The sequence below is a fragment of the Bradyrhizobium sp. SZCCHNR1093 genome, assembly GCF_032381175.1.
GTDB lineage: Bacteria > Pseudomonadota > Alphaproteobacteria > Rhizobiales > Xanthobacteraceae > Bradyrhizobium.
Window position 1 is genome coordinate 29,651 of the sequence record NZ_JAUHJJ010000018.1, and the last position, 18,214, is coordinate 47,864.

The following is an 18,214-nucleotide window of genomic DNA, read 5'->3' on the forward strand; positions in this document are numbered from 1 at the left end:
AAACAGTGAGCGACGAAGAGAAGCAGCCCGATATGCGGGCGGAGGCCCCGATCACTCTCGACTTTCCGATCGAGGTGGACGGCGTGAAGTATTCGAGCCTGACCATGCGTCGGCCGAAAACCAAGGACTCCAAGAAGGCCGCCAAGTTCAAGGGCCACGACGCGGACCGTGGCGTGCTGCTTCTGGCTGATCTGTGCGGTGTCGCGCCGAACGTGATCGACGAACTCGACGAGTACGACGCGAAGAAGCTGGGCGATCAGCTCGATGCTTTTCGTGGGGGTCAGTCGAGCTAAGCGATCTCCGCAAGGCGATATTGACGCTAGTTCGGCTGACCAAAGGCGGCGTCACGATCAGCGAGGTCGAAGAGATGTTCCTCGACGACTTCTATGAATGGCTTGAAGCGGCAACTGAGCTTCAGGCCGACATCAACAAGGCGATGAAGGCGAAGTAAATGGCGACCGGCTTCTCGGTATTCGTCAATATCGGTGGCAAGGTCAGTCCGAGCCTCAACGCCGCTGTTAGCGTTGCGAAGGCCCAGATCAACGGCCTGGGTGCTTCGCTCGCTAACATGGGCGCGCGCATGAACGCGCCATTCCAGGCCGTCAACAAGCACATTGCCGAGACATCGAAGCTGATGTCCAAGGTCCAGCGGACCGGCCGCAACGCGACGTTCGGCGTCACGGTGCCCGCCGGGCTCCTGGGCGTCGAGGCGATCAAGGCTGCCAACGAGCGCGCCAAGGCGGGTAACACGCTCGAAGCCATTGGCCTCGACGGCATGACGTCCGAGCAGCGCACGAAGGCGCGCAAAGAGATCGTGGCCTACGCGGACGCCATTGCCGCGAAGTACGGCGACGCGACCGAGATCATGAAAACCTTCAACGAGCTTCTGAAGGCGGGCTTCAGCGTTGATGCGGCTAAGGGGGCAATTGAGACCATCTTGCAGGGCGCGACCACGGCCGAAGACATGAGCGGCGCAGAGCTGGGCGGCTACGTCACGAAACTCGCGACGCAATACAAGCTCGGAATGAAGTCAACGGAGGACGCGGCGGCGAGCACGCAGCGCATCGTGGATAACTTGGTGTATGGCGCGTTGAAGACCAGCGCGAGCACGAAGGATATGGCGCAGTCGTTCCGGTACGTCGGCGCTGCCGCCGCAGCGGCTGGCAACTCGGTCGAGCAGACGAACGCCATGATCATCGCCATGGCAAAGGCTGGCATCCTCAATTCGGAATCGGGCGTCGCCTTGCGCTCGGCCTACGTCCGCATGGTCAAGCCGACCAAGGCGGGGCGTGCCACGATGGCGAAGCTCGGTCTCCAATATTCGGACTATGTGAACCAAGGCAACCGCACCGGCGCGAACCTGAGCGCCGGTCTCGCGGCGTCGGGCTATGACATCGATCCCAAGGTTCTCGACAAGGTGCTCAACGCGAACAAGGGGTCGCCCGAGAAGCAGCGCAAGGCGATCTATGATGCCGTCGTGGCGAGGCTCGGCACCAAGAGCGCGCAGGACATGAGTGCGATCATGGAGGCGGTGGATGACACGTTCACCACGGCAGGGTCCGAAATCGATCTTCTGAAGCTTGCAAAGGATCTGAAATCGAAGGGGGCGACCCAAGGCGATCTCGCCAACATCTTCGAAGGCCGCCAGTCGGTCCGCATGTTGGCGCTGCTATCGCAGAACCTTGACGAAATCCTCAAGGACATTTCAGACAACGTCAAAGGCTACTCTGCGAAGGCGTGGGGAGTTCGCTACCAGGGTCTGGAGAAGTCGATCCTTGAACTCGACGCTGCCTACAAGGGGCTTCGGAACACGCTGACAGAGCTGGTCATGCCGGACATCCTCAACGGCATGAAGTGGCTCGAAAACCTGATGAAGGGCATGGCCGCGTCATCCCCCGGCTTGCTCGAGACGGGCCTGTATCTCTCCGCTGCGGCTGCCGCCGCAGGACCGCTGCTCTATGTGCTGGGTGCAGTCGGTCGCGTGGCCCTGTTCGCTATGCGGGGCTTGAGTGCAACCATGATGCTGGCGTTCGCGTCCTCGCGCATGTTGCTCGGTGCTATCGCGTTGCTCTCGGGCGGCCTTGTTCGCGGCGGTGCCATCATGCTCGCGTTCGCGGCCCGCACTCGCGTCGCCCTGGCCGCGATGTCGATGTTGCGTTGGTCAACGATCGCGCTTGCCGGGCTGTTCGTCGCGGGCGGCGGTCTAATGGCACTCGGCAAGGCAATTTTGCTGTTCCCCGTCACGGCGCTCCGCGCGATCGGCGCTGCCATGTGGGCACTTGTCGCGAACCCGGTGGGGCTGATCATGACGGCGCTGGTTGCCGCGCTCACCGCGCTCGGGGTGTGGGTCTACAATAATTGGGACGGCCTCAAATCCTTCTTCGCGGGCTTTGGGGAGGGCTTCATGAAGGGCCTGGGTCCGGCAGGGGAGGGGGTCAAGAAGCTCGCTGACGGCCTCGGCAGCGTCGTGGATTGGTTCGGGAGGTTGCTTGGTCCCATCGACGAGAGCGGGGCGAAGTGGCGGACCTGGGGCGAGACGGTCGGGGGCGTGGCGGCCGAAGGTGTCAAGAAGGTGATCTCGGCCATCGAGACGCTGGTCGGCTGGATCGGAACGGCGATCGACAAGATGTCGGCCCTCGGCGCGGCCATCAAGAACATCTTCAATAGCGGGCCGAGCACGAAGTCTTGGCTCAACTCTGGCAATCCGGCGAACCCTGTTGCTGGTGCTCGCGCCCTGGGCGGCCCGGTGAGCTATGGCAAGCCGTACCTTGTCGGCGAGCGCGGCCCCGAGCTGTTCGTGCCCGGCGCGAACGGTCGGATCGAGACGAACGCAACGCTGCGTCGCCTCAACGCGAGCGGCGCGGCTGCGGTCGCGTCGTCGTCGGCGGCGGGTACGGGCGGAATGGTCTCCCGGTCCCAGCGCGCGGAGGTCAACATCACCGTCAAGGGCGGCGATCCGGCTGAAGTCCGCCGGGCCGCCGAAGAAGCCGTCTATGCCGCCTTCGCCCGGCTCGAGTCCGAGCAGCGCGGCCTCTTGAGTGATTGATCATGCAAAGCTCGGTGATGCTCGCGCTCGGCGCGTTTCGCTTCTCGGTCTCGACAGCCGCCTATCAGAAGTTCGAGCGGTCTTCTGAATGGCGGTGGCCTGCCACGGATCGCATTGGCATGGCCCCGGCCAAGCAATACGTCGGACCCGGCGAGGACACGATCACGGTCGATGGCGTGATCTTCCCGCACTATCGCGGCGGTCTGCGGCAGATGGACATGATGCGTGCGCAAGCCGGTCTCGGGCAGCCGCTCCCGCTGATCACCGGCTTTGGCCGCTATCTCGGCTTCTACTGCATCGAGAAGGTCAAGGAGAGCATGGAGACCTTCATGTCGGACGGCGCGCCGCGCAAGATCGAGTTCACCGTTGAGCTGGGGGCCTACGCCTGATGGCCGAGACCTACACCACGATCGAAGGCGACACGGTTGACATGATCGCCTGGAGCCGGTTCGGCGTCACGCACGGCGCGACCGAAGCGATCCTGCGCGCCAACCAGGGCCTCGCCGCAGCGGGGACGCGGCTGCCCCAGGGCCTCACGATCGTCATCCCGGCCTACGCCCCGAAGAAGGTCTCGGCAGCCGCGAGGATTTGGTCGTGACGCCTGCTGCACGCGTAGTCCTCGGCGGCAGGGACATTACGGCAAACCTAATTCCGGCCCCCTTCGGAATGCCGCTGCTCGGTGGCGGTGTGGGCATTCCTGGCGGCCTCATCCCAGCAATCGGCAACGGCGGCGGCCCGCTGCTCTCCCTCACGATTCAGGACAACGAGGGCAAGAAGTCCGACTCGTGCGAGCTGGAGCTTGACAACCACGAGTATATTCCATCGCCGGGCAAGGGCTCGAAGCTGCAAGTATGGCTCGGGTTCGTCGAGAGCGGCATCAACTTCATGGGCTCGTATCAGATCGACTCGTGGACGAAGAAGGGGCGGCCGAAGATCATGACCGTTTCGGCCAAGGCCGCCGGTCTGACCACGGAGATCAAGGCCCCGAAGTCGCGCTCCTATCACGAGAAGAGCATCGAAGAGATCGTGCAGTACATCGCCGGGCGCAACGGCCTGCGTGCAATCGTGGCCGGTGAGCTGGGCAGCATCAAACCAGGCCATCTTGACCAGTCCAACGAGTCCGATCTCAACTTCCTCACCCGCCTCGCGGGCCGCGTCGGCGGGAACTTCAAGCTGGCGAACGACACGGTCATCTTCAACAAGGCGGGCTCCGGGCAACTTCCGAGCGGCGGCGCGGCCCCGACCTTCATGCTGACCGAGACCGGGCAAACGGATTGGGACTGCACGGGCTCAACGCGCGGCGATTACGAGTCGGTCGAGGCGGCGTGGCACAACATCAAGAAGGGCGAGCGCGAGTGGGTCAAAGCGAGCGGGGCAGGCGGCGGGAGTGGTGGCCGTAACGGGCCGAAGCATCGCGTACGCAAGCTCTTCAAGACGAAGGAGGAGGCAGAAGCCCAGGCGAAAGCGACGAAGGGCGCGCTCGCTCGCGGCAAGAAAGTCTTTGCCGCCAGCTTCGTCGGGCGGACCGAGATCTTCGCCGGTGCTGGCCTAACGGCGGTCGGCTTTGACCCTGACTGCGACGGCAGCTACACCATCAAGTCCGCGATCCACACTCTGAATAGCTCGGGCCTCAAGACACGCATCTCATGTGAGACCGCTGGCGAGGGCGATGGCGATACATGGGGAGGCGGCGGCTGGGACTAGGACGCGGACTCATTACCGCGCAGCCATAGCCTGATTATCGATCATCTGAACAGCAGCATCATGGGCACGGCAAGCGCGTCTATGATGCTACCCCAGACACCGGCCCGCCGCCAACGGACAAAGCGATTGTAGCAGGTGGTATAGGGGTCAAACTCCTGCGGCAGATCGCGCCAGGGTGCCCCTGATCGCAAAACCCAAAGATGCCATTGAGGACTTGTCGGTCATTCACTCGCGGTACACCTCGCGGCTTGCTTGGCAGCATCGGGCTTATAGCGGTCCATTCATAGTCGACGAGTTCGTAGCGCATGATTCGAGCTCCCAGTTTCGGAAGTTTGAATCAGGAGTGGCTAACCGAAAGCAACGGTTCTGGCCCGGCCAGGCTTCAGCGTTTTATGGGCTGGAGCAGAGATCGATCGGCTGACAATCCCGGCCGCACCGTCAAAAATTTCAAGAGGCGTTTCATAGAACTTACCCGTATTGCTTGGTAGTATGAATATAGGGAAGCGAGAGAGGAATCTGGCCTATGCCAAATGCGCGCAAGGTCGCGTTTCCAGTGGAAAGCCAATTGCATCGAGACCTCGATCAAGCGTTTTACAGTGACGCCTTTGAGGCTGATTTGATCGATAAGAGTCTGTCTCCTGTAGATATCGCCACTCGCGCATTGGTATCCACGCCAAGGTGGGTGGACGGGCTGGTCAATCTCCGCGACCACATCGCATCCCTGTTTGGACTCAAGACGGTCGGGCGCCTAAGGCTGTCGGAAAGTGATCGTGCGCTTAAAGAACCTGCCGTTGGCGATGCGTTCAGCATCTTCCGCGTTGTCTTTCTTGACAGCTCTGAACTGGTGCTCGGTATCGACGACACGCACCTCAATGTGCGCATGTCGTTCCTAAAGCGCTCTTCGGATTCGCGCGCGAGCTACGTTGTCAGTTCTTGGGTCAAGACGCACAACCTGCTGGGCCGCTTCTATATGCTACCGGTTGCTCCCGTTCATCGTGTCCTGGTCAAACTGATGATGCTTGGTGTCCCAATGTGAAACTTGGTCGGGAGCTGGATGGATAGAGCGAACATATCCTCCGTCGCGTCGCGTCGCCGAGTTTGTGGGTAAACGGCCTAGTCGAGGGCGACTCAAACGGTCCCGCCAACTACGCAACGAATAGCCATGATGCTTCCAACAACTGGAGAGCATCATGTCGATCAGCATCAAGAAGGGGCTCGGCTATCGCGACGGGGCACCGTTCCCGTTCAAGAAGAGCCCGAACCACGGCGGCGCTCTGAAGCCGCGCTTCATTGTGATCCATGATACCGCGTCTGGCCTCAAGGACGACGGCGACATTTCGTGGCTGACCAATTCGGCAGCGAAGGTCTCCGCGCACGTCGTGGTGAGCCGCGAGGGCAAGATCACCCAGCTCGTCCCGTTCAACGTCGTCGCGTGGCACGCCGGTCAGTCCCAATGGAAGGGGCTGAAGTTCATGAATAGCTACGCCATTGGGATCGAGATCGACAACCCTGGCAAGCTTCAGAAGGTGTCGGACGGCGTCTACAAGAACGACATCTGCACGATCGACACGAACAAGAATCAGGCGCTGAAGGTCGAGTACGCGAAGACGGCGGCTCACGGTGCGGGCTATTGGCTGCACTACAGCCCCGAGCAGATCGCGGCCGTAACCGATCTGTGCTTCGCCCTCGCGCAAGAGTTCAAGATCGAGGACATCATCACGCATTGGATGATCTCGCCCGGCCGGAAGATCGATACCAACCCGCTGTACCCTCTCGATCAGTTGCGCGCCTCCGCGCTGCCCTACAAGCCGGTCGGCCTCATGGAGACCCCGGACGGTGGCGAGCGGCAGGACAGCGACGAGTCCGGTGAGGAGCACGTCCACCTCGAACCGCAGTGCGACGTACACGACGAGAGCGCGACCAAGCCGGGCAAACTGAAGGCGTTCATCAAGAGTAAGCTCACGGCAGGCACCGGCTTGTTCACCGGCCTCTCGCTGTCGTCCTTCACGGGCCTGCTCACCGACTGGAAGGTGATCGTGGCGCTTGGCGGCGTGATCATCGTGGGCCTGGGCGTGTGGTTCTGGATCGACCGCGATGATGGCTGCGCTCGCTAAGTCGATGGCTGACAAGCTCGGCTTCGGCGATCTGCTGTGGCAGATCGCAACGTCGGATGCCGTTCTGTTGCTGGTCGCCGGGCTCATCGTGATCGCCATGCTCGTCGGTCACTTCCCGGTGCTCTCAAAGCTGTCGGTACTGCAACAGTACGTCATTCCGGCGAAGCTCGCCGTGTACGCGTTCGTCTTCCTCTTCGCGTTCCTGCTCGGATTCCGGACGGCAGACGATCGGGCAGAGGCGAAGGTGCTGCGGGCCGATGTCGCGAGAAAAGACGAGGTGATCGCCGCGAAGGACTTCGATCTGCGCCTCGCGCTCGAAGCTGCCGAAGCGGCGCAGAAGCAACGTGATGAAGCGGCGCTCCGCGCCAAGGAAGCTCAGGACGAAATCGATGACTATGCCAAGCGCCTCAAGGCGCGCCCTAACGCTTCTTGCGTGCTCGCTCCTAGCGACTTCCCTGGGAGCTTGCCAGACGACGGAAAGCGTTAGGCCCTCGCCGAGCTTCACCATGCCGCACGAGTCAACGCTCGTGCTTGACGAAGTGCCCGCTCCAAAAATCAAGCCCGGTGACGACGCGCGCGTGGCTTGGCGTCTGGAGCGGGCCGCCCGGATCGAGGCCAATCATCGGCTTCGTGTCTCCCGGTCAAACGTGCGCGACGTGCGCCTCAAAGCATCGGCGATTGCAAAATGATCACGATCCCTGAATGGCTCATGGGCCTGCTCGGCACCGGCTTCGGGGCGGTTGTTGCGCTTCTGATCCGCAACGCGGTCTCGCACACAAAGAACGAAGCGTCGGCCAAGGCGGGGCAGGCCATTGCCAATGAGGCAAAGGCCGCAGCCGCCGAAGCGCAGAGGCTTGCCGCAGCGCTCGAACGCGACCTCGCGCAGTTCCGCGAGCGCGTCGCGCAGGAATACGCGACAGTGCAACTGATCGACCGCATCGAAGAGCGTCTTGTCGGAGCGTTGGATCGCATCGGCGCGCGCTTCGATCAGTTTCTTTTGACGCAGACCGGGAAGACAAGTGACTACTGACAAGCAAAGATGATAACTATCGAGACGGGCTTTCGTGAAGTCGTCGTAGCCTGGCGAGTAGGAGGCACTGAAAGGGTTAGCCGTAGGTATCGGCCTTGGACTGAAGCTGAATTGGAGCGCGATCACAGTCGGTGCGCGTCGAACACTATATAGCCTGAGGCGAAACGGACAGGTTGTTATGTTGCGCCGGGGCCTGTGACCGCAACGTTACCGCCTCTTGACTCTTGCGGTTGTGTATCGGATCATATCGCCTTTAAAGAGAGAGGTTTGTAGGATGTGCGTCTTCGCGCATCGAGAATGATTTTGCGGCCGATGTGCCTATTTGGAGGCTCTTATGAAGATACTATGGACGGCCGCGCTGTGGGCCGTATTCTGCGCTGCAACATCTACTGGCGCATCTGCGCGAGACGGCATCGTGCCCGAACGTGCGCTGCGACTTGCGCAAACGTCAACGAAGTCGTCCGAATGCATTAATCAAATTACTTGCGGCACTAAGAACGGGGTGCGCAAAGAATATCCGACGCCCTGTGCCGCGAGAGACGATGGTGCGGAGAACATTTCACCTAAAGTAGGACCAACCTGCGAAGCCTCAAAATAGGCGCGTATGCGGCGAGACCTTTACGGCTGCGACAGTCCTATAATGCTAACGTTCTCTGGTTGGATCGACTGATCTCCCAGTGGCTAGTCTGCCAAGGCTGCGCTTCCGCTTTACTGCTTTAGTGTCATCGTCGGTTTTATGCCGGCGCCCAATTCAACGCGCAAGGGAGGGATTTCATGGATTTGATTCGTCCGCGTCATTACAAGCTTGTGCCGGAGTTGGTTCGCCGGGATCGAGGAGACCACGGCCGGCGTGGAGAGAGCTTTTTCCCGGAGCTGTTAAACAGATCGGCCGCGCTTGACTTCATCCATGAAAGCCTCCCGCGGCCGGTCCGCCCGACTAGTCCTTCGCTGATGCCCACTGCTGAGGGGCCAATTGAGCGTATTCTGCTAACGATTCCAAACTATGCCGTGCAGGATCCAACCATGGCAGCAGCATTCCAGGGCTTGCTTGGGTCACTTCCCGCAGCGACTAGACTTGTGGTGCTCGTCCAGGCTTCCGCGAAGTCGGTTGTGGAGGCTTGGCTGAAAGCAGCGGGGAAGGAGCAAGCCGAGCTCAATACTTTCGAGGATACATTAAACATATCCATCTGGGCGGAAGACGCGTTCGTAGTAGCGAAGGACACGGTGACAGGAGCGACATTCTTTGTCGAGCCCTACTCTTTTCCCCGGTATGCGGACGGACTGATCGGAGACTTCGTGGCAAATTTCACTGATCTAAGAGACACGCGGGCTCCGTTGTATTTTCAAGGTGGCAATACCTTGATCGGCGACGACTTCTTCTTCATCGGCGCTGATTACCCGGCAAGGTCGCTACAATACATCAGCAGTCATGTCCTAACCCCGCCAGTCGGAGTGTCCGCGAAAGAGTTCGTAAAAAGCGCCTACAAGGACTACTTAGACAAGAATCGGAAGATAATCTACGTTGGAAGCCGCGTTCCTGTACCACAGGAGACGACTAGAAAATTCAATGTAAGCGGAGAAGAATGGACAGAGACGCTCTATGCCGGGAATGCTCAAGGAACGACCCAGCCCCTCTTTCACATTGATATGTTTATCACGTTAGTAGGGCGGGGGGACGCCGGAAAATACAAAGTCCTGGTGGGCGATCCTAAAATGGCATTTAAGACGTTGGGCCGGCCCGCACCGTTACACGCTATGGTTTCTGTTTTTGACGACATTGCTTCAGGCTTGGCGGATCAAGGCTTTGATGTAGTCCGCAATCCGTTGCCCCTTGTCTACATGGACGACCCCCAAAACAAAGAGCGGCGCTGGTATTTTGCGACATCGAACAATGCTCTCGTTCAGAACGGTCCTAAGAAGGAGGTTTGGCTTCCCACGTACGGCTACGGAGATTGGACCGAGCTGAAGAAGACGGACGATGAAAATGCGACAATTTGGGAGGAGTTGGGTTTTGCAGTGCACAGGCTCCCGGATTTCCATCCGTTCGCCGAGAACCTTGGAGCTGTGCACTGCATCAAGAAGTACTTAGCAAGATCGCAGCCGGCTACGTCCTAGAACCTAGAGACAATCTACCTACACTGCGCTGGCGCGCCTCACGAAGTTGCTCGGGCCATGACCGGAGCGCGTCTGACAGAATGTCTGGCCTCGCTGCGGTGGACGCAGCGGGGCCTTGCCGCGATCCTGGAATGTGATGATCGCCTCGTTCGCCGGTGGGTCCAGTCAGGCGGACATTCCCCCCAGCGTTGCGGCCTGGCTAGAGGCGTTAGCGAAGGCGCACGATGCGCTCCCGCCCCCGGAAGGATGGAAAAGAAGGGCAGTCAGCGGAGGTAAGGCTGGTACCTGAGGCGGCCTTCAACGAAGTAACCCTGCCGCCACGAGACGTGGCGTCGACTTAGATCCCGATCGATCCTACAGCGTCAGCGTTGTCCACTGAGCTAGTTTCGGAGCAGGGCGGGAGATGCGGAGAATCATCTTAAGCATGCGTCCGCCTCTCTACCCGGGCTGATCCAGGCTGCAACGAAGGTAATTCGGATACTCCCAAAGTCAACTTAGGACACGTGCGCTAACAGCGAGATTATCCTAATTCACGTGAACGCCCCGTTCTTGCACGGCGAGCCTGCCAAACAGGACGTGAGCCAGATCACGGGCGGAAGTCAGATGGCCCGGCGCAGACCCGCGCCGTGGGTGTCGTGGGTGTGACGCGTGCAGGCTGTTTCCCGGCTTCCGTTTTCAAGAATTGTCTGAGATATACTTCAGCACTTGGTCCGCGCTCTTGAATTTCTTTTGGGACCCTGGGACGATAGTCGGAATCGTGAATGATCCCTTTGTTCCTCCCGTGCCGGGCTTCAGGATCAGACAGCTGTAAACGTCCGAGCCCACATCAACCCGGATCGTATCCTGACCACGGGTGAGCTGAATCGTCTGACCTTCACGGGAAAGCGAAAGGCCGACTTCCTCGGGGTTCTTTGCCTTGATCGCCTCCTCCATTTTGGCGGCACGATCCAGGGCTAGATTCCTTTTATCTTGGCGCTCTTGTTCGGCCGCTGCTTTCGTTGCTGCCTCAGCCGCAGCCTTTTGATCTTTCATGTCCTTGAAACTCATAAAGTATGCTCCGTATTCCTCTGAATGCTTGTCAGGTAGAAAGTGGGACCACATTTTCAAGCGCCGACCGCCGGTTATGCGGCGAATTTGTGGGGCCGAGCGATCCTAGGCGATCTGGCGCGCCTCCCGCCTCGCACGCGGCTGCCCTCAGGGTCTTCGCCCGTCCACCGACGTGCTTCACCGACTCCCGACGTTCGCTCGGGCAGGAAAGGCCATCCTAGATGGTGCCAAGTGTGATATAAATCGGGATTCGTTTGTGATACAGGGCGTTCGCAAGAGCGGTAAATGTTAAGCAAAATCAATGATAGTGGTCGTGTTGTGGTTCCCTCCGAGCGCACCAGCACTTGGCACTGTCGACTTGGTATGATCGTCTCGCGATGCACATCGGTGTTCAGGCTGCCGCACGATGCTGACGGGAGGGGATCGGCCGACCGGGCATCGCGCCCATGACGGAAAGCGCGTCTATGCGAGCAAGGCTCACCTCAGACCAGATGCGCCCCATCTCGGCCCCCTCCACCGGGTTGGCGTGGGCTCGGACATCGAGCCGCAATTGATCCGCCAGGAATGGGTCGCCCTCGTCTTTGGGGAAGGTCGCTCAAGGGTGGCGGGAAGGCTTGGCGGTGCTTTTTTCCGGCAGCTTTGGCTTCTGAATCGCCCAGTAACCTGTTGAGATCGTTGGGGTCGAAATCCGCTCCAAGTTCAGAATGCCCATTGAAATCATTCAGCTTCCAGGCAGCTTTTGATTCCGCCATTCGGAGGTTCGATCCCTCCCGCCCCAGCCAGATTTCTGAAGCGAAGTCAGTATTTTATATTTTCGCGATTTTGTTGTTCTGAAACTCTCAGGCGTCCCAGGAGTCTGGCCCTCCGAAGGCGGTTGCTGCGAAAAGATTGCCCTGCACTCTCATGATGCCCGCTTGTTTCTGGCAGCCAATTTACTTGGAGCTGAGCGAGAGTCTGTGCTCCGCCCAGCTCGTCTTGCCACTTCTCGCGCAGGCATCAGACGCTGGCGAGCGAGATTCCGTCGACCGATCCACACCGAGGCCCGTCACCTCAATCCGGGTCGTCCAGCAGGGATCGGCGGACAGCATCCTCGGAGAGGAGCCGGTCGAAATAGGCGATCGTCCTGGTCAGGCCTTCGGTAAGGCCAATCCTCGGCTGCCACGACAGGACAGCTTCGGCACACGCAATGTCGGGCCGTCGCCGACATGGATCATCCACCGGTCGCTTCCCGCATACGATGGCAGACCGCGAATTGCACAAGTCGATGATGGTCCTGGCGAGTTCCTGGATCGAGATCTCGGCGGGGTTGCCGAGATTGACCGGTCCGGTCACATCGTCGGGTGTCGCGGCGAGGCGGACGAGCGCATCGACCATGTCGTCGACATAGCAGAACGATCGCGTCTGCGATCCGTTGCCATACAGGGTGATCGGCTTGCCGAGCAGCGCCTGGACGATGAAGTTCGAGACGACGCGCCCGTCGTGGGGGTGCATGCGAGGCCCGTAGGTATTGAAGATTCTGGCCACCTTGATCTGTAAGCGGTGCTGGCGCCAATAATCGAAGAACAGCGTCTCGGCGCAGCGCTTACCTTCATCATAACAGGACCGCGGACCGATCGGATTGACGTTGCCCCAATAATCCTCCGTCTGTGGATGCTTCTCCGGGTCGCCGTAGACTTCCGAGGTCGAGGCCTGAAGGATCATGGCCTTGAGCCGTTTCGCCAGCCCTAGCATGTTGATGGCGCCGTGAACGCTGGTCTTGGTCGTCTGCACGGGATCGTGCTGGTAATGGACCGGCGAGGCGGGGCAGGCGAGGTTGTAGATGCTGTCGACCTCGACATAGAGAGGAAACGTCACGTCGTGCCGAAGCAGCTCGAAATTCCTATCGTCGAGAAGGGGCTCGATATTGCGGCGTGTGCCGGTGAAGAAATTGTCGACGCAGACGACCTGATGGCCGTCGGAAATCAGTCGCTCGCACAGATGCGAACCGATGAAGCCGGCGCCGCCCGTAACCAAACTGTTCTCGCTGATGCGCCTGGACGCTCTTCTCGACACGACCCTTGCTCGTTAGAATGTTCAGCAACCAATAACAACCATAAGATGAGTCGAAGGGCAAGGCGACGGTCCTGCGGGACTGTCGGCACAAGGAATGAACGGGCCGATGGTGAATTGTCCTTCGCGGCGCTGGCCGCCGCTTCACCCGCCTGCCGGCGCATCGGTCTGAAGTCATGGCGCGCATTCTCTATGGCGTGCATGGGACCGGCCGGGGGCACGCGATCCGCGCCTTGACCCTGGCTCAGCATTATTCCCAGCACGACTTCCTGTTCGTCTGTCATGGAGAAGCGGCGCGCCTGCTCGGGGGCCAATTCCGGGTATTCGAGTGTCCCAATCCGGTTACGCCCGTGGGCTCGCATCGGGTCGATGCTCCGGCGGCGTTGCTGCGTACCGCGGCGACACTCAGCAATGGCGCACATTGGCGCCGCCGGGTCGAGCAGGCGGCCGAGGCCTTCGTCCCGGACTTTGCCATGACCGACTACGAGTTCTTCGTGCCGCGGGTGGCGCGCAGGATGGGAGTGGCCTGCCTGTCGCTCGACAACCAACATGTCATCACCATGGGACGGATCGCATGCCCTCTGGGCCAGATGTCGAGCCGGTTAGCGACGGCTGCGGCGGTCCGGCTTCTGTTCAGTTCGGCCGACCAGTACCTCGTCTGCAATTTCTTCGACGTTCCCGCGCGGGCGTCGAGCCCCTGGCTTCGGCAACTGCCGCCGCTGCTGCGGCGCGACGTCGTTGCGCGCCGGCCGACGACGGGTGACCACGTCGTCGCCTATCAGGGCTATCCGACGTTCCCGGCCTTCGTCGAGCATCTCGCCACGCTTGGCCGGCCTGTCCGCGTCTACGGCCTGGGCGAGCGCTGCAGCCTGGGTCGCGTCATCTTCAAGGCATTCGACGAGCAATCGTTTCTCGATGATCTGGCGTCCTGCGCCTTCGTCGTCTGCGGCGGTGGCCATACGCTCATCTCCGAGGCGCTGCATCTCGGCAAGCCGGTGTTGTCGATTCCGGTCCGTGGCGCCTTCGAGCAGTTTCTCAACGCGCACTATCTGGAGCGGCTCGGTTACGGCATGCGTGCCGATCTGGCGACTTTCTCGTCGCGGATCCTGCACGAATTCGAGGTGCGGCTGGAGAGCTATCGCGCCCGGATTGGTCACGGAGATTTCTGCGGCAACGATGCGGCCTTTGCTGCGATCGACGCGTTCATCGACGGCCGTTGGCGCCGCTCCCCGCGCTCCGGGCCTCGAGCACGGATTTGAACAGCGTTTCATAGGCTTCGACCACGCGATCCGAGCCGTATTGCGACAGCGCGCGGATCGCGCCCCTCGCGGCAACGCGGGCCCGTTCCTCGGGATGGGCTATGACGTGGCCGATGAGCTCGGCGAGCGCGTCGGGATTGCCGGGCGGCACCAGCCAGCCGTCGACGCCGGAGGTGATCAGGCTGCGAAGTCCATCGACCGGCGAGGTAATCACCGGTTTGCCCATGGCCATGGCCTCGAGGACCGCGAGCGGCAGACCCTCGAAATAAGTCGGATGAACGAAGATATCCATCGCGGCGATCCAGTCGCGAACGTTGCCGCGGTCGCCGGCGAAGACCACGCGATCGGCGATGCCGAGCGCGCGCGCCTGCTCCATGAGTTGCGCGCGATCGGGTCCGTCGCCAACCAGCCAGAGGCGAACGTCCGAACACGCCAGCTTTGCGAACGCCTCGAGGAGATCGGGGTGGGCCTTCTGTGGGTGCAACCGTGCGACCATGCCGAGGATGGTTGTGGCGCTGCCGCCATGGTCCCGGCGCAGGGCGGATGCTGCAACGGAACGGTCACGGTCGTCCGCATCGACCCCGTTCGGAATGACCTGAACCTGGTCGCGCCGGACACCTTCATGCGCGAGCGAGAAGGGAACGATTTCGGCGCTCTGGAAGGCCACGCGGTCGGCCCAGGCCGCGGTCTTGCGATCGAACCACAATTGCAGCCGCGGCTTGTCCGCGTAGCGGGCGGTCACAGTCGAGACAATCGGGGCGATGCCGGCGACGCGGGCGGCGGTACGTCCGATCAAATCGCCCCACGGGAGTTCGGTGTGGACGAGATCCGGCCGGCGCCGCCGCAATTCCGCGGCGAGGTGCCAAAGACCGATCAGGCCGTACAGGCGCGGCCGCCCGATGATCTCGACGCTGGCTCCGGCGGCGCGCATGGTAGCGACGACCTCTTCGTTGAATATCTCGTTGAGGCAAATGATGTGCTGGATGTGGCCGCGCGCCGTGAGGCCGGCCACCACGCTGCGCAGCATGGTTTGAGCTCCGCCGCGGTCGAGATTGTCGAGGATATGAACGATCTTCATCGCAACGGGGCTCCCACGCGCAGTGCCGCGTCCTTCAGGCCGTCGCGATACAATGTCGCGTAGGCATCCGCCATGCCATCCAGTGAGAAATGCTCGCGAACGTGCCGCAAGCCTGCCTGGCCGATGTCGGCTGCCCGGGCGGGATCCGCCAGGATATCCATCATGCAACGTGCAAGGGCGTCGGCGTCGCCCGGCCTGACCATCCAGCCGGTCTTGCCGTGGATCACCAGTTCGCGGATGGCGTCGACATCGGAAGCGACCACCGGCCGGCTCGCGGCCATGGCCTCCATCAGTGCATTGGGCATGCCTTCCCACAACGAGGGAAGCGCGAAGAGATCGATGGCATCGAGGATGTCGCGCACGTCGCGCCGGGTGCCCGCGAAGCGGACGAACGTCGTTATCCCGAGCTCGTCAGCTTCGCGCTCCAAGGCTGCTCGACACTCACCGTCGCCGACGAGCCACAGAACCGCGCCGGGGTAGCGCTCGCGAACGAGACGGAAGGCGCGCAACAGATATTGTTGTCCCTTGGACGGATGGAGGCGGGCGACGGTCGCGAGCACGGTCGCTTCCGCGGACGTCTGTAGTTCCCTGCGCACGTCGCCGGGTGGCCGGCGCGCCGTCGTGATCGAAACGCCATTGGGAATGTAGACGACTTGGCCTGCGCGTATACCCTCGTGGCGGATCGCAAACGGCACCGCCTCGCGGTCATTGAAGACGACCGCTCTGGCCAGATGTGCAGTGCGGCGATCAAGCCACCTCTGCCAGCTTGGTTTGTCGACGTTCCGGCCGCGGATGGTCGAAAAGATCGCCGGTACCCCCGTCAGCCATGCCAGCAAGCGGCCGATCATGTCGGAGGTCGGCAGCGCCGTCTGCACGACCTGTGCCGGCCAGGTCCGGAGTTCCTGCGCCAGCCGCAGCAGTCCGGGTCCTGCCCACAGGCGGCCTTCGCCGATGATTTGAACTTCGGCGTGAGGCGCCAGACGTTCGAGGATCTCGGGATGTGCGATTGCACGCATGCCGTAGACGCGCACTGCGAAACCGCGCGCGGCCAGCGCCGGCACCAGGAGAGTCAGCCAGTTCTGGGTCCCGCCGACACCAAGATCGTCGATGAAAATCGCGAGATTGATGAGCTTCTGCATTGCTGCTCAGTGAGCCTACGCTTCGTGACGACAGTACCGCGTCGGTCGGTTCCGTCGGCGGTTGGTCGGGGCGTCCACACGGCGGGGTCGGATGGCTGTGGACGTGGAAAATTGTCCAAAGACGTCATTGCCGCGAACCATTGACCGTATTCGGCCGCTGCCCGCAAGAGCGGCGCGAAATGTGGACGGCCGGCGGCGTTTTCATGACATGCTCGCCAAGATAGTATAATTTTCGTATGTCTAGTGTCGGCGGTAAGAGACAGTCGCCGGCAATACGGCTTTGGGGGCCGTGGTGGGAACGATTCCTAGGAAGGACCGTCCCCCCGGAGTGGAACTGCTGCCAGGGGCGAAGCGTGCTAGTTGGGGTCATTGACAGATATCTGACACGGCAGATTTTGCTTGCTTCGGCCGTCGCCGTTGCGGCTGTCGTCGCGCCGGTGATTCTGATCTCTCTGATCAGCCATCTGGGCGAAGAGGCGCTCTATACCAGCTTGGTGTGGCCCGCGCTCGCCAGCACTGGGCCGATGATCCTCTTCCATGTTCTCCCGGCGTTGGTTGCGATCGCGATCGTCTGGTCCTACGGCAGGTTTGCAGCAGATGGGATCCTGATCGTGATCTATTCGAGCGGTCGCTCGACCTTCGCTGCGCGGTTGCCGGGTTTTGCCGTCGCGTTCGCCGCGGTGGCGCTCGGCTATTTGCTGACCTGTTGGGTCGTTCCGCTAACCTCAGGGCATCTCCACGACGTGCTGTTCTCGCTGCGGCGCGGGGTAAATCCGGCGTTGCTCAAGGTCGGCGTTTTCAATCAGTTCGATCATGGTCGTCAGGTCTTCTATTTCAGGAACTATATCAAGGGCAACGAGCTTGCCGATGTCTTCATCCGGCAGGAGATGTCCGACGGCGAGGAGCGGGTCTTCAAAGCTCGTTTCGCGGTGTTCGAAAGGCAGGGGGACGAAAGCGGCTTAGTGCTGCTCGACGGGACCGTTCAGAGCTTGCGGAACGGACAGTCGGAGGTCAGGGGCGTCGCCTATGCTCGTATATTCGTACCACTGAACGAATATGGCTTCGGAGGCGTCAAGCGTGACTATACGATCATCGACGAAGTGCCCCTGCGGGACTTCCTCGATGGCCGCTCCAAGGCCATGGCCGCCCCGGGGACGGCGCGCGAATGGATTCATGAGGCTCTCAACCGCCTGGGAATCCCGCTTCTCGCGCTCCTCCACACCTGGCTCGGCCTCGAACTGCTTCCCGTCTGGCGCAGCTTCGGCGACCGCCGAGGTCCGCGTGCCTTGCTCGTCTGCGCCGCGATCGGGGCGCTGCATTTCTTCATGGTGCTCACCATCGAGCAGACGCTGGTGGACTTGCGGACGACATGGGCGGTCGGCGGGCTCTTTCTGGCCGAGTTGGCGCTGGCACTCATCCTCGCCCTCAGGCGCCGCGGCGGGGCGATGGCCGCACCGTCCGCCACGCCCGCCGTTTCGATGCGGCTCGGAATGACCGGCGTGCCGGCGCTGCACGCCGGACTAGCTTTGTGGGACGGGGGCGCCGCCGTTCTTGCCAATGGACCGCACGATCAATTGCCGAACGCGATCGCGCCGCCGTGTCCTTGACAGGTAGTTCGGGCGACTCATCGATT

Annotated in this window: 18 protein-coding genes and 1 pseudogene; 14 read left to right on the top strand and 5 right to left on the bottom strand. The window is 61.3% G+C overall.

Annotated features, from left to right (window positions below):
- Window positions 1-5 precede the first annotated feature (5 nt).
- Genes QX070_RS31610 through QX070_RS31635 form a run of 6 tightly spaced genes read left to right on the top strand, consistent with a single transcriptional unit; the run spans window position 6 to window position 4,750 of the window.
- Window positions 6-293 (top strand): phage tail assembly protein, encoded by a 288-nt coding sequence (locus QX070_RS31610; protein ID WP_315741061.1) that lies wholly within the window; start codon window positions 6-8, stop codon window positions 291-293.
- A 20-nt stretch (window positions 294-313) separates the two neighbouring features.
- Complete coding sequence (locus tag QX070_RS31615; protein ID WP_315741062.1) at window positions 314-451, top strand: hypothetical protein; 138 nt, start codon at window positions 314-316, stop codon at window positions 449-451.
- Window positions 452-3,046 (top strand): phage tail tape measure protein, encoded by a 2,595-nt coding sequence (locus tag QX070_RS31620; protein ID WP_315741063.1) that lies wholly within the window; start codon window positions 452-454, stop codon window positions 3,044-3,046.
- A gap of 2 nt (window positions 3,047-3,048) precedes the next feature.
- On the top strand, window positions 3,049-3,435 hold the full coding sequence (locus QX070_RS31625; protein ID WP_315741064.1) for a phage tail protein: 387 nt from the start codon (window positions 3,049-3,051) through the stop codon (window positions 3,433-3,435).
- A complete protein-coding gene (locus tag QX070_RS31630; RefSeq protein WP_315741065.1) occupies window positions 3,435-3,644 on the top strand; it encodes a tail protein X in 210 nt (69 codons plus the stop codon). Before QX070_RS31625 ends, QX070_RS31630 begins: the two co-directional genes overlap by 1 nt.
- Entirely contained in the window at window positions 3,641-4,750 is a 1,110-nt protein-coding gene (locus QX070_RS31635) for a phage late control D family protein (protein WP_315741066.1), read from the top strand. The genes QX070_RS31630 and QX070_RS31635 overlap by 4 nt, the downstream gene beginning before the upstream one ends.
- A gap of 36 nt (window positions 4,751-4,786) precedes the next feature.
- On the opposite strand, the pseudogene QX070_RS31640 reads toward QX070_RS31635, so the two are convergent.
- Window positions 4,787-5,057, bottom strand: a pseudogene (locus tag QX070_RS31640) (transposase); the annotation flags it as partial.
- A gap of 216 nt (window positions 5,058-5,273) precedes the next feature.
- Here QX070_RS31640 and QX070_RS31645 point away from each other — a divergent pair.
- From QX070_RS31645 to QX070_RS31670, 6 genes are all read left to right on the top strand, one after another.
- Window positions 5,274-5,786: a DUF2867 domain-containing protein gene (locus tag QX070_RS31645; RefSeq protein WP_315741067.1), complete on the top strand. Its 513-nt coding sequence runs from the start codon at window positions 5,274-5,276 to the stop codon at window positions 5,784-5,786.
- 154 nt (window positions 5,787-5,940) lie between these two features.
- Window positions 5,941-6,864 (top strand): N-acetylmuramoyl-L-alanine amidase, encoded by a 924-nt coding sequence (locus tag QX070_RS31650; protein ID WP_315741068.1) that lies wholly within the window; start codon window positions 5,941-5,943, stop codon window positions 6,862-6,864.
- Entirely contained in the window at window positions 6,845-7,351 is a 507-nt protein-coding gene (locus QX070_RS31655) for a hypothetical protein (RefSeq protein WP_315741069.1), read from the top strand. The genes QX070_RS31650 and QX070_RS31655 overlap by 20 nt, the downstream gene beginning before the upstream one ends.
- 19 nt (window positions 7,352-7,370) lie before the next feature.
- Entirely contained in the window at window positions 7,371-7,553 is a 183-nt protein-coding gene (locus QX070_RS31660) for a hypothetical protein (protein ID WP_315741070.1), read from the top strand.
- Window positions 7,550-7,894: a hypothetical protein gene (locus tag QX070_RS31665; RefSeq protein WP_315741071.1), complete on the top strand. Its 345-nt coding sequence runs from the start codon at window positions 7,550-7,552 to the stop codon at window positions 7,892-7,894. Before QX070_RS31660 ends, QX070_RS31665 begins: the two co-directional genes overlap by 4 nt.
- Window positions 7,895-8,668: 774 nt before the next feature.
- Window positions 8,669-10,009 carry a hypothetical protein gene (locus tag QX070_RS31670; RefSeq protein WP_315741072.1) on the top strand — a complete coding sequence of 447 codons (1,341 nt, stop codon included), beginning with the start codon at window positions 8,669-8,671 and terminating at the stop codon, window positions 10,007-10,009.
- A 675-nt stretch (window positions 10,010-10,684) separates the two neighbouring features.
- On the opposite strand, the gene QX070_RS31675 is transcribed toward QX070_RS31670, so the two are convergent.
- Both QX070_RS31675 and QX070_RS31680 read right to left on the bottom strand, forming a co-directional pair.
- Window positions 10,685-11,056: a hypothetical protein gene (locus tag QX070_RS31675; RefSeq protein WP_315741073.1), complete on the bottom strand. Its 372-nt coding sequence runs from the start codon at window positions 11,054-11,056 to the stop codon at window positions 10,685-10,687.
- Window positions 11,057-12,106: 1,050 nt separating this feature from the next.
- Window positions 12,107-13,108, bottom strand: coding sequence for a UDP-glucuronic acid decarboxylase family protein (locus QX070_RS31680; RefSeq protein ID WP_315741074.1), 1,002 nt, complete (start codon window positions 13,106-13,108; stop codon window positions 12,107-12,109).
- Window positions 13,109-13,281: 173 nt separating this feature from the next.
- Between QX070_RS31680 and QX070_RS31685 the strand changes: the two genes are divergently transcribed.
- The gene (locus QX070_RS31685) at window positions 13,282-14,364 is read left to right on the top strand and encodes a glycosyltransferase family protein (protein WP_315741075.1); all 1,083 of its coding nucleotides are present in this window, start codon (window positions 13,282-13,284) and stop codon (window positions 14,362-14,364) included.
- Here the strand turns inward: QX070_RS31685 and QX070_RS31690 are convergent.
- Both QX070_RS31690 and QX070_RS31695 read right to left on the bottom strand, forming a co-directional pair.
- A complete protein-coding gene (locus QX070_RS31690; RefSeq protein WP_315741076.1) occupies window positions 14,309-15,442 on the bottom strand; it encodes a glycosyltransferase in 1,134 nt (377 codons plus the stop codon). The two genes, QX070_RS31685 and QX070_RS31690, sit on opposite strands and share 56 nt — an antisense overlap.
- On the bottom strand, window positions 15,439-16,581 hold the full coding sequence (locus QX070_RS31695; protein ID WP_315741077.1) for a glycosyltransferase: 1,143 nt from the start codon (window positions 16,579-16,581) through the stop codon (window positions 15,439-15,441). The genes QX070_RS31690 and QX070_RS31695 overlap by 4 nt, the downstream gene beginning before the upstream one ends.
- 353 nt (window positions 16,582-16,934) lie before the next feature.
- Here QX070_RS31695 and QX070_RS31700 point away from each other — a divergent pair, with 353 nt between their 5' ends.
- Complete coding sequence (locus QX070_RS31700) at window positions 16,935-18,188, top strand: LptF/LptG family permease (protein WP_315741078.1); 1,254 nt, start codon at window positions 16,935-16,937, stop codon at window positions 18,186-18,188.
- Window positions 18,189-18,214 lie beyond the last annotated feature (26 nt).

Excerpts from the sequence above, each read along its gene's own strand:
- QX070_RS31670 (WP_315741072.1), top strand. The coding sequence starts at position 8,669 with ATGGATTTGATTCGTCCGCGTCATTACAAGCTTGTGCCGGAGTTGGTT.
- QX070_RS31675 (WP_315741073.1), bottom strand. The coding sequence starts at position 11,056 with ATGAGTTTCAAGGACATGAAAGATCAAAAGGCTGCGGCTGAGGCAGCA.
- QX070_RS31630 (WP_315741065.1), top strand. The coding sequence starts at position 3,435 with ATGGCCGAGACCTACACCACGATCGAAGGCGACACGGTTGACATGATC.
- QX070_RS31690 (WP_315741076.1), bottom strand. The coding sequence starts at position 15,442 with ATGAAGATCGTTCATATCCTCGACAATCTCGACCGCGGCGGAGCTCAA.
- QX070_RS31655 (WP_315741069.1), top strand. The coding sequence starts at position 6,845 with ATGATGGCTGCGCTCGCTAAGTCGATGGCTGACAAGCTCGGCTTCGGC.
- QX070_RS31620 (WP_315741063.1), top strand. The coding sequence starts at position 452 with ATGGCGACCGGCTTCTCGGTATTCGTCAATATCGGTGGCAAGGTCAGT.
- QX070_RS31695 (WP_315741077.1), bottom strand. The coding sequence starts at position 16,581 with ATGCAGAAGCTCATCAATCTCGCGATTTTCATCGACGATCTTGGTGTC.
- QX070_RS31625 (WP_315741064.1), top strand. The coding sequence starts at position 3,049 with ATGCAAAGCTCGGTGATGCTCGCGCTCGGCGCGTTTCGCTTCTCGGTC.
- QX070_RS31665 (WP_315741071.1), top strand. The coding sequence starts at position 7,550 with ATGATCACGATCCCTGAATGGCTCATGGGCCTGCTCGGCACCGGCTTC.
- QX070_RS31685 (WP_315741075.1), top strand. The coding sequence starts at position 13,282 with ATGGCGCGCATTCTCTATGGCGTGCATGGGACCGGCCGGGGGCACGCG.
- QX070_RS31660 (WP_315741070.1), top strand. The coding sequence starts at position 7,371 with ATGCCGCACGAGTCAACGCTCGTGCTTGACGAAGTGCCCGCTCCAAAA.
- QX070_RS31650 (WP_315741068.1), top strand. The coding sequence starts at position 5,941 with ATGTCGATCAGCATCAAGAAGGGGCTCGGCTATCGCGACGGGGCACCG.
- QX070_RS31645 (WP_315741067.1), top strand. The coding sequence starts at position 5,274 with ATGCCAAATGCGCGCAAGGTCGCGTTTCCAGTGGAAAGCCAATTGCAT.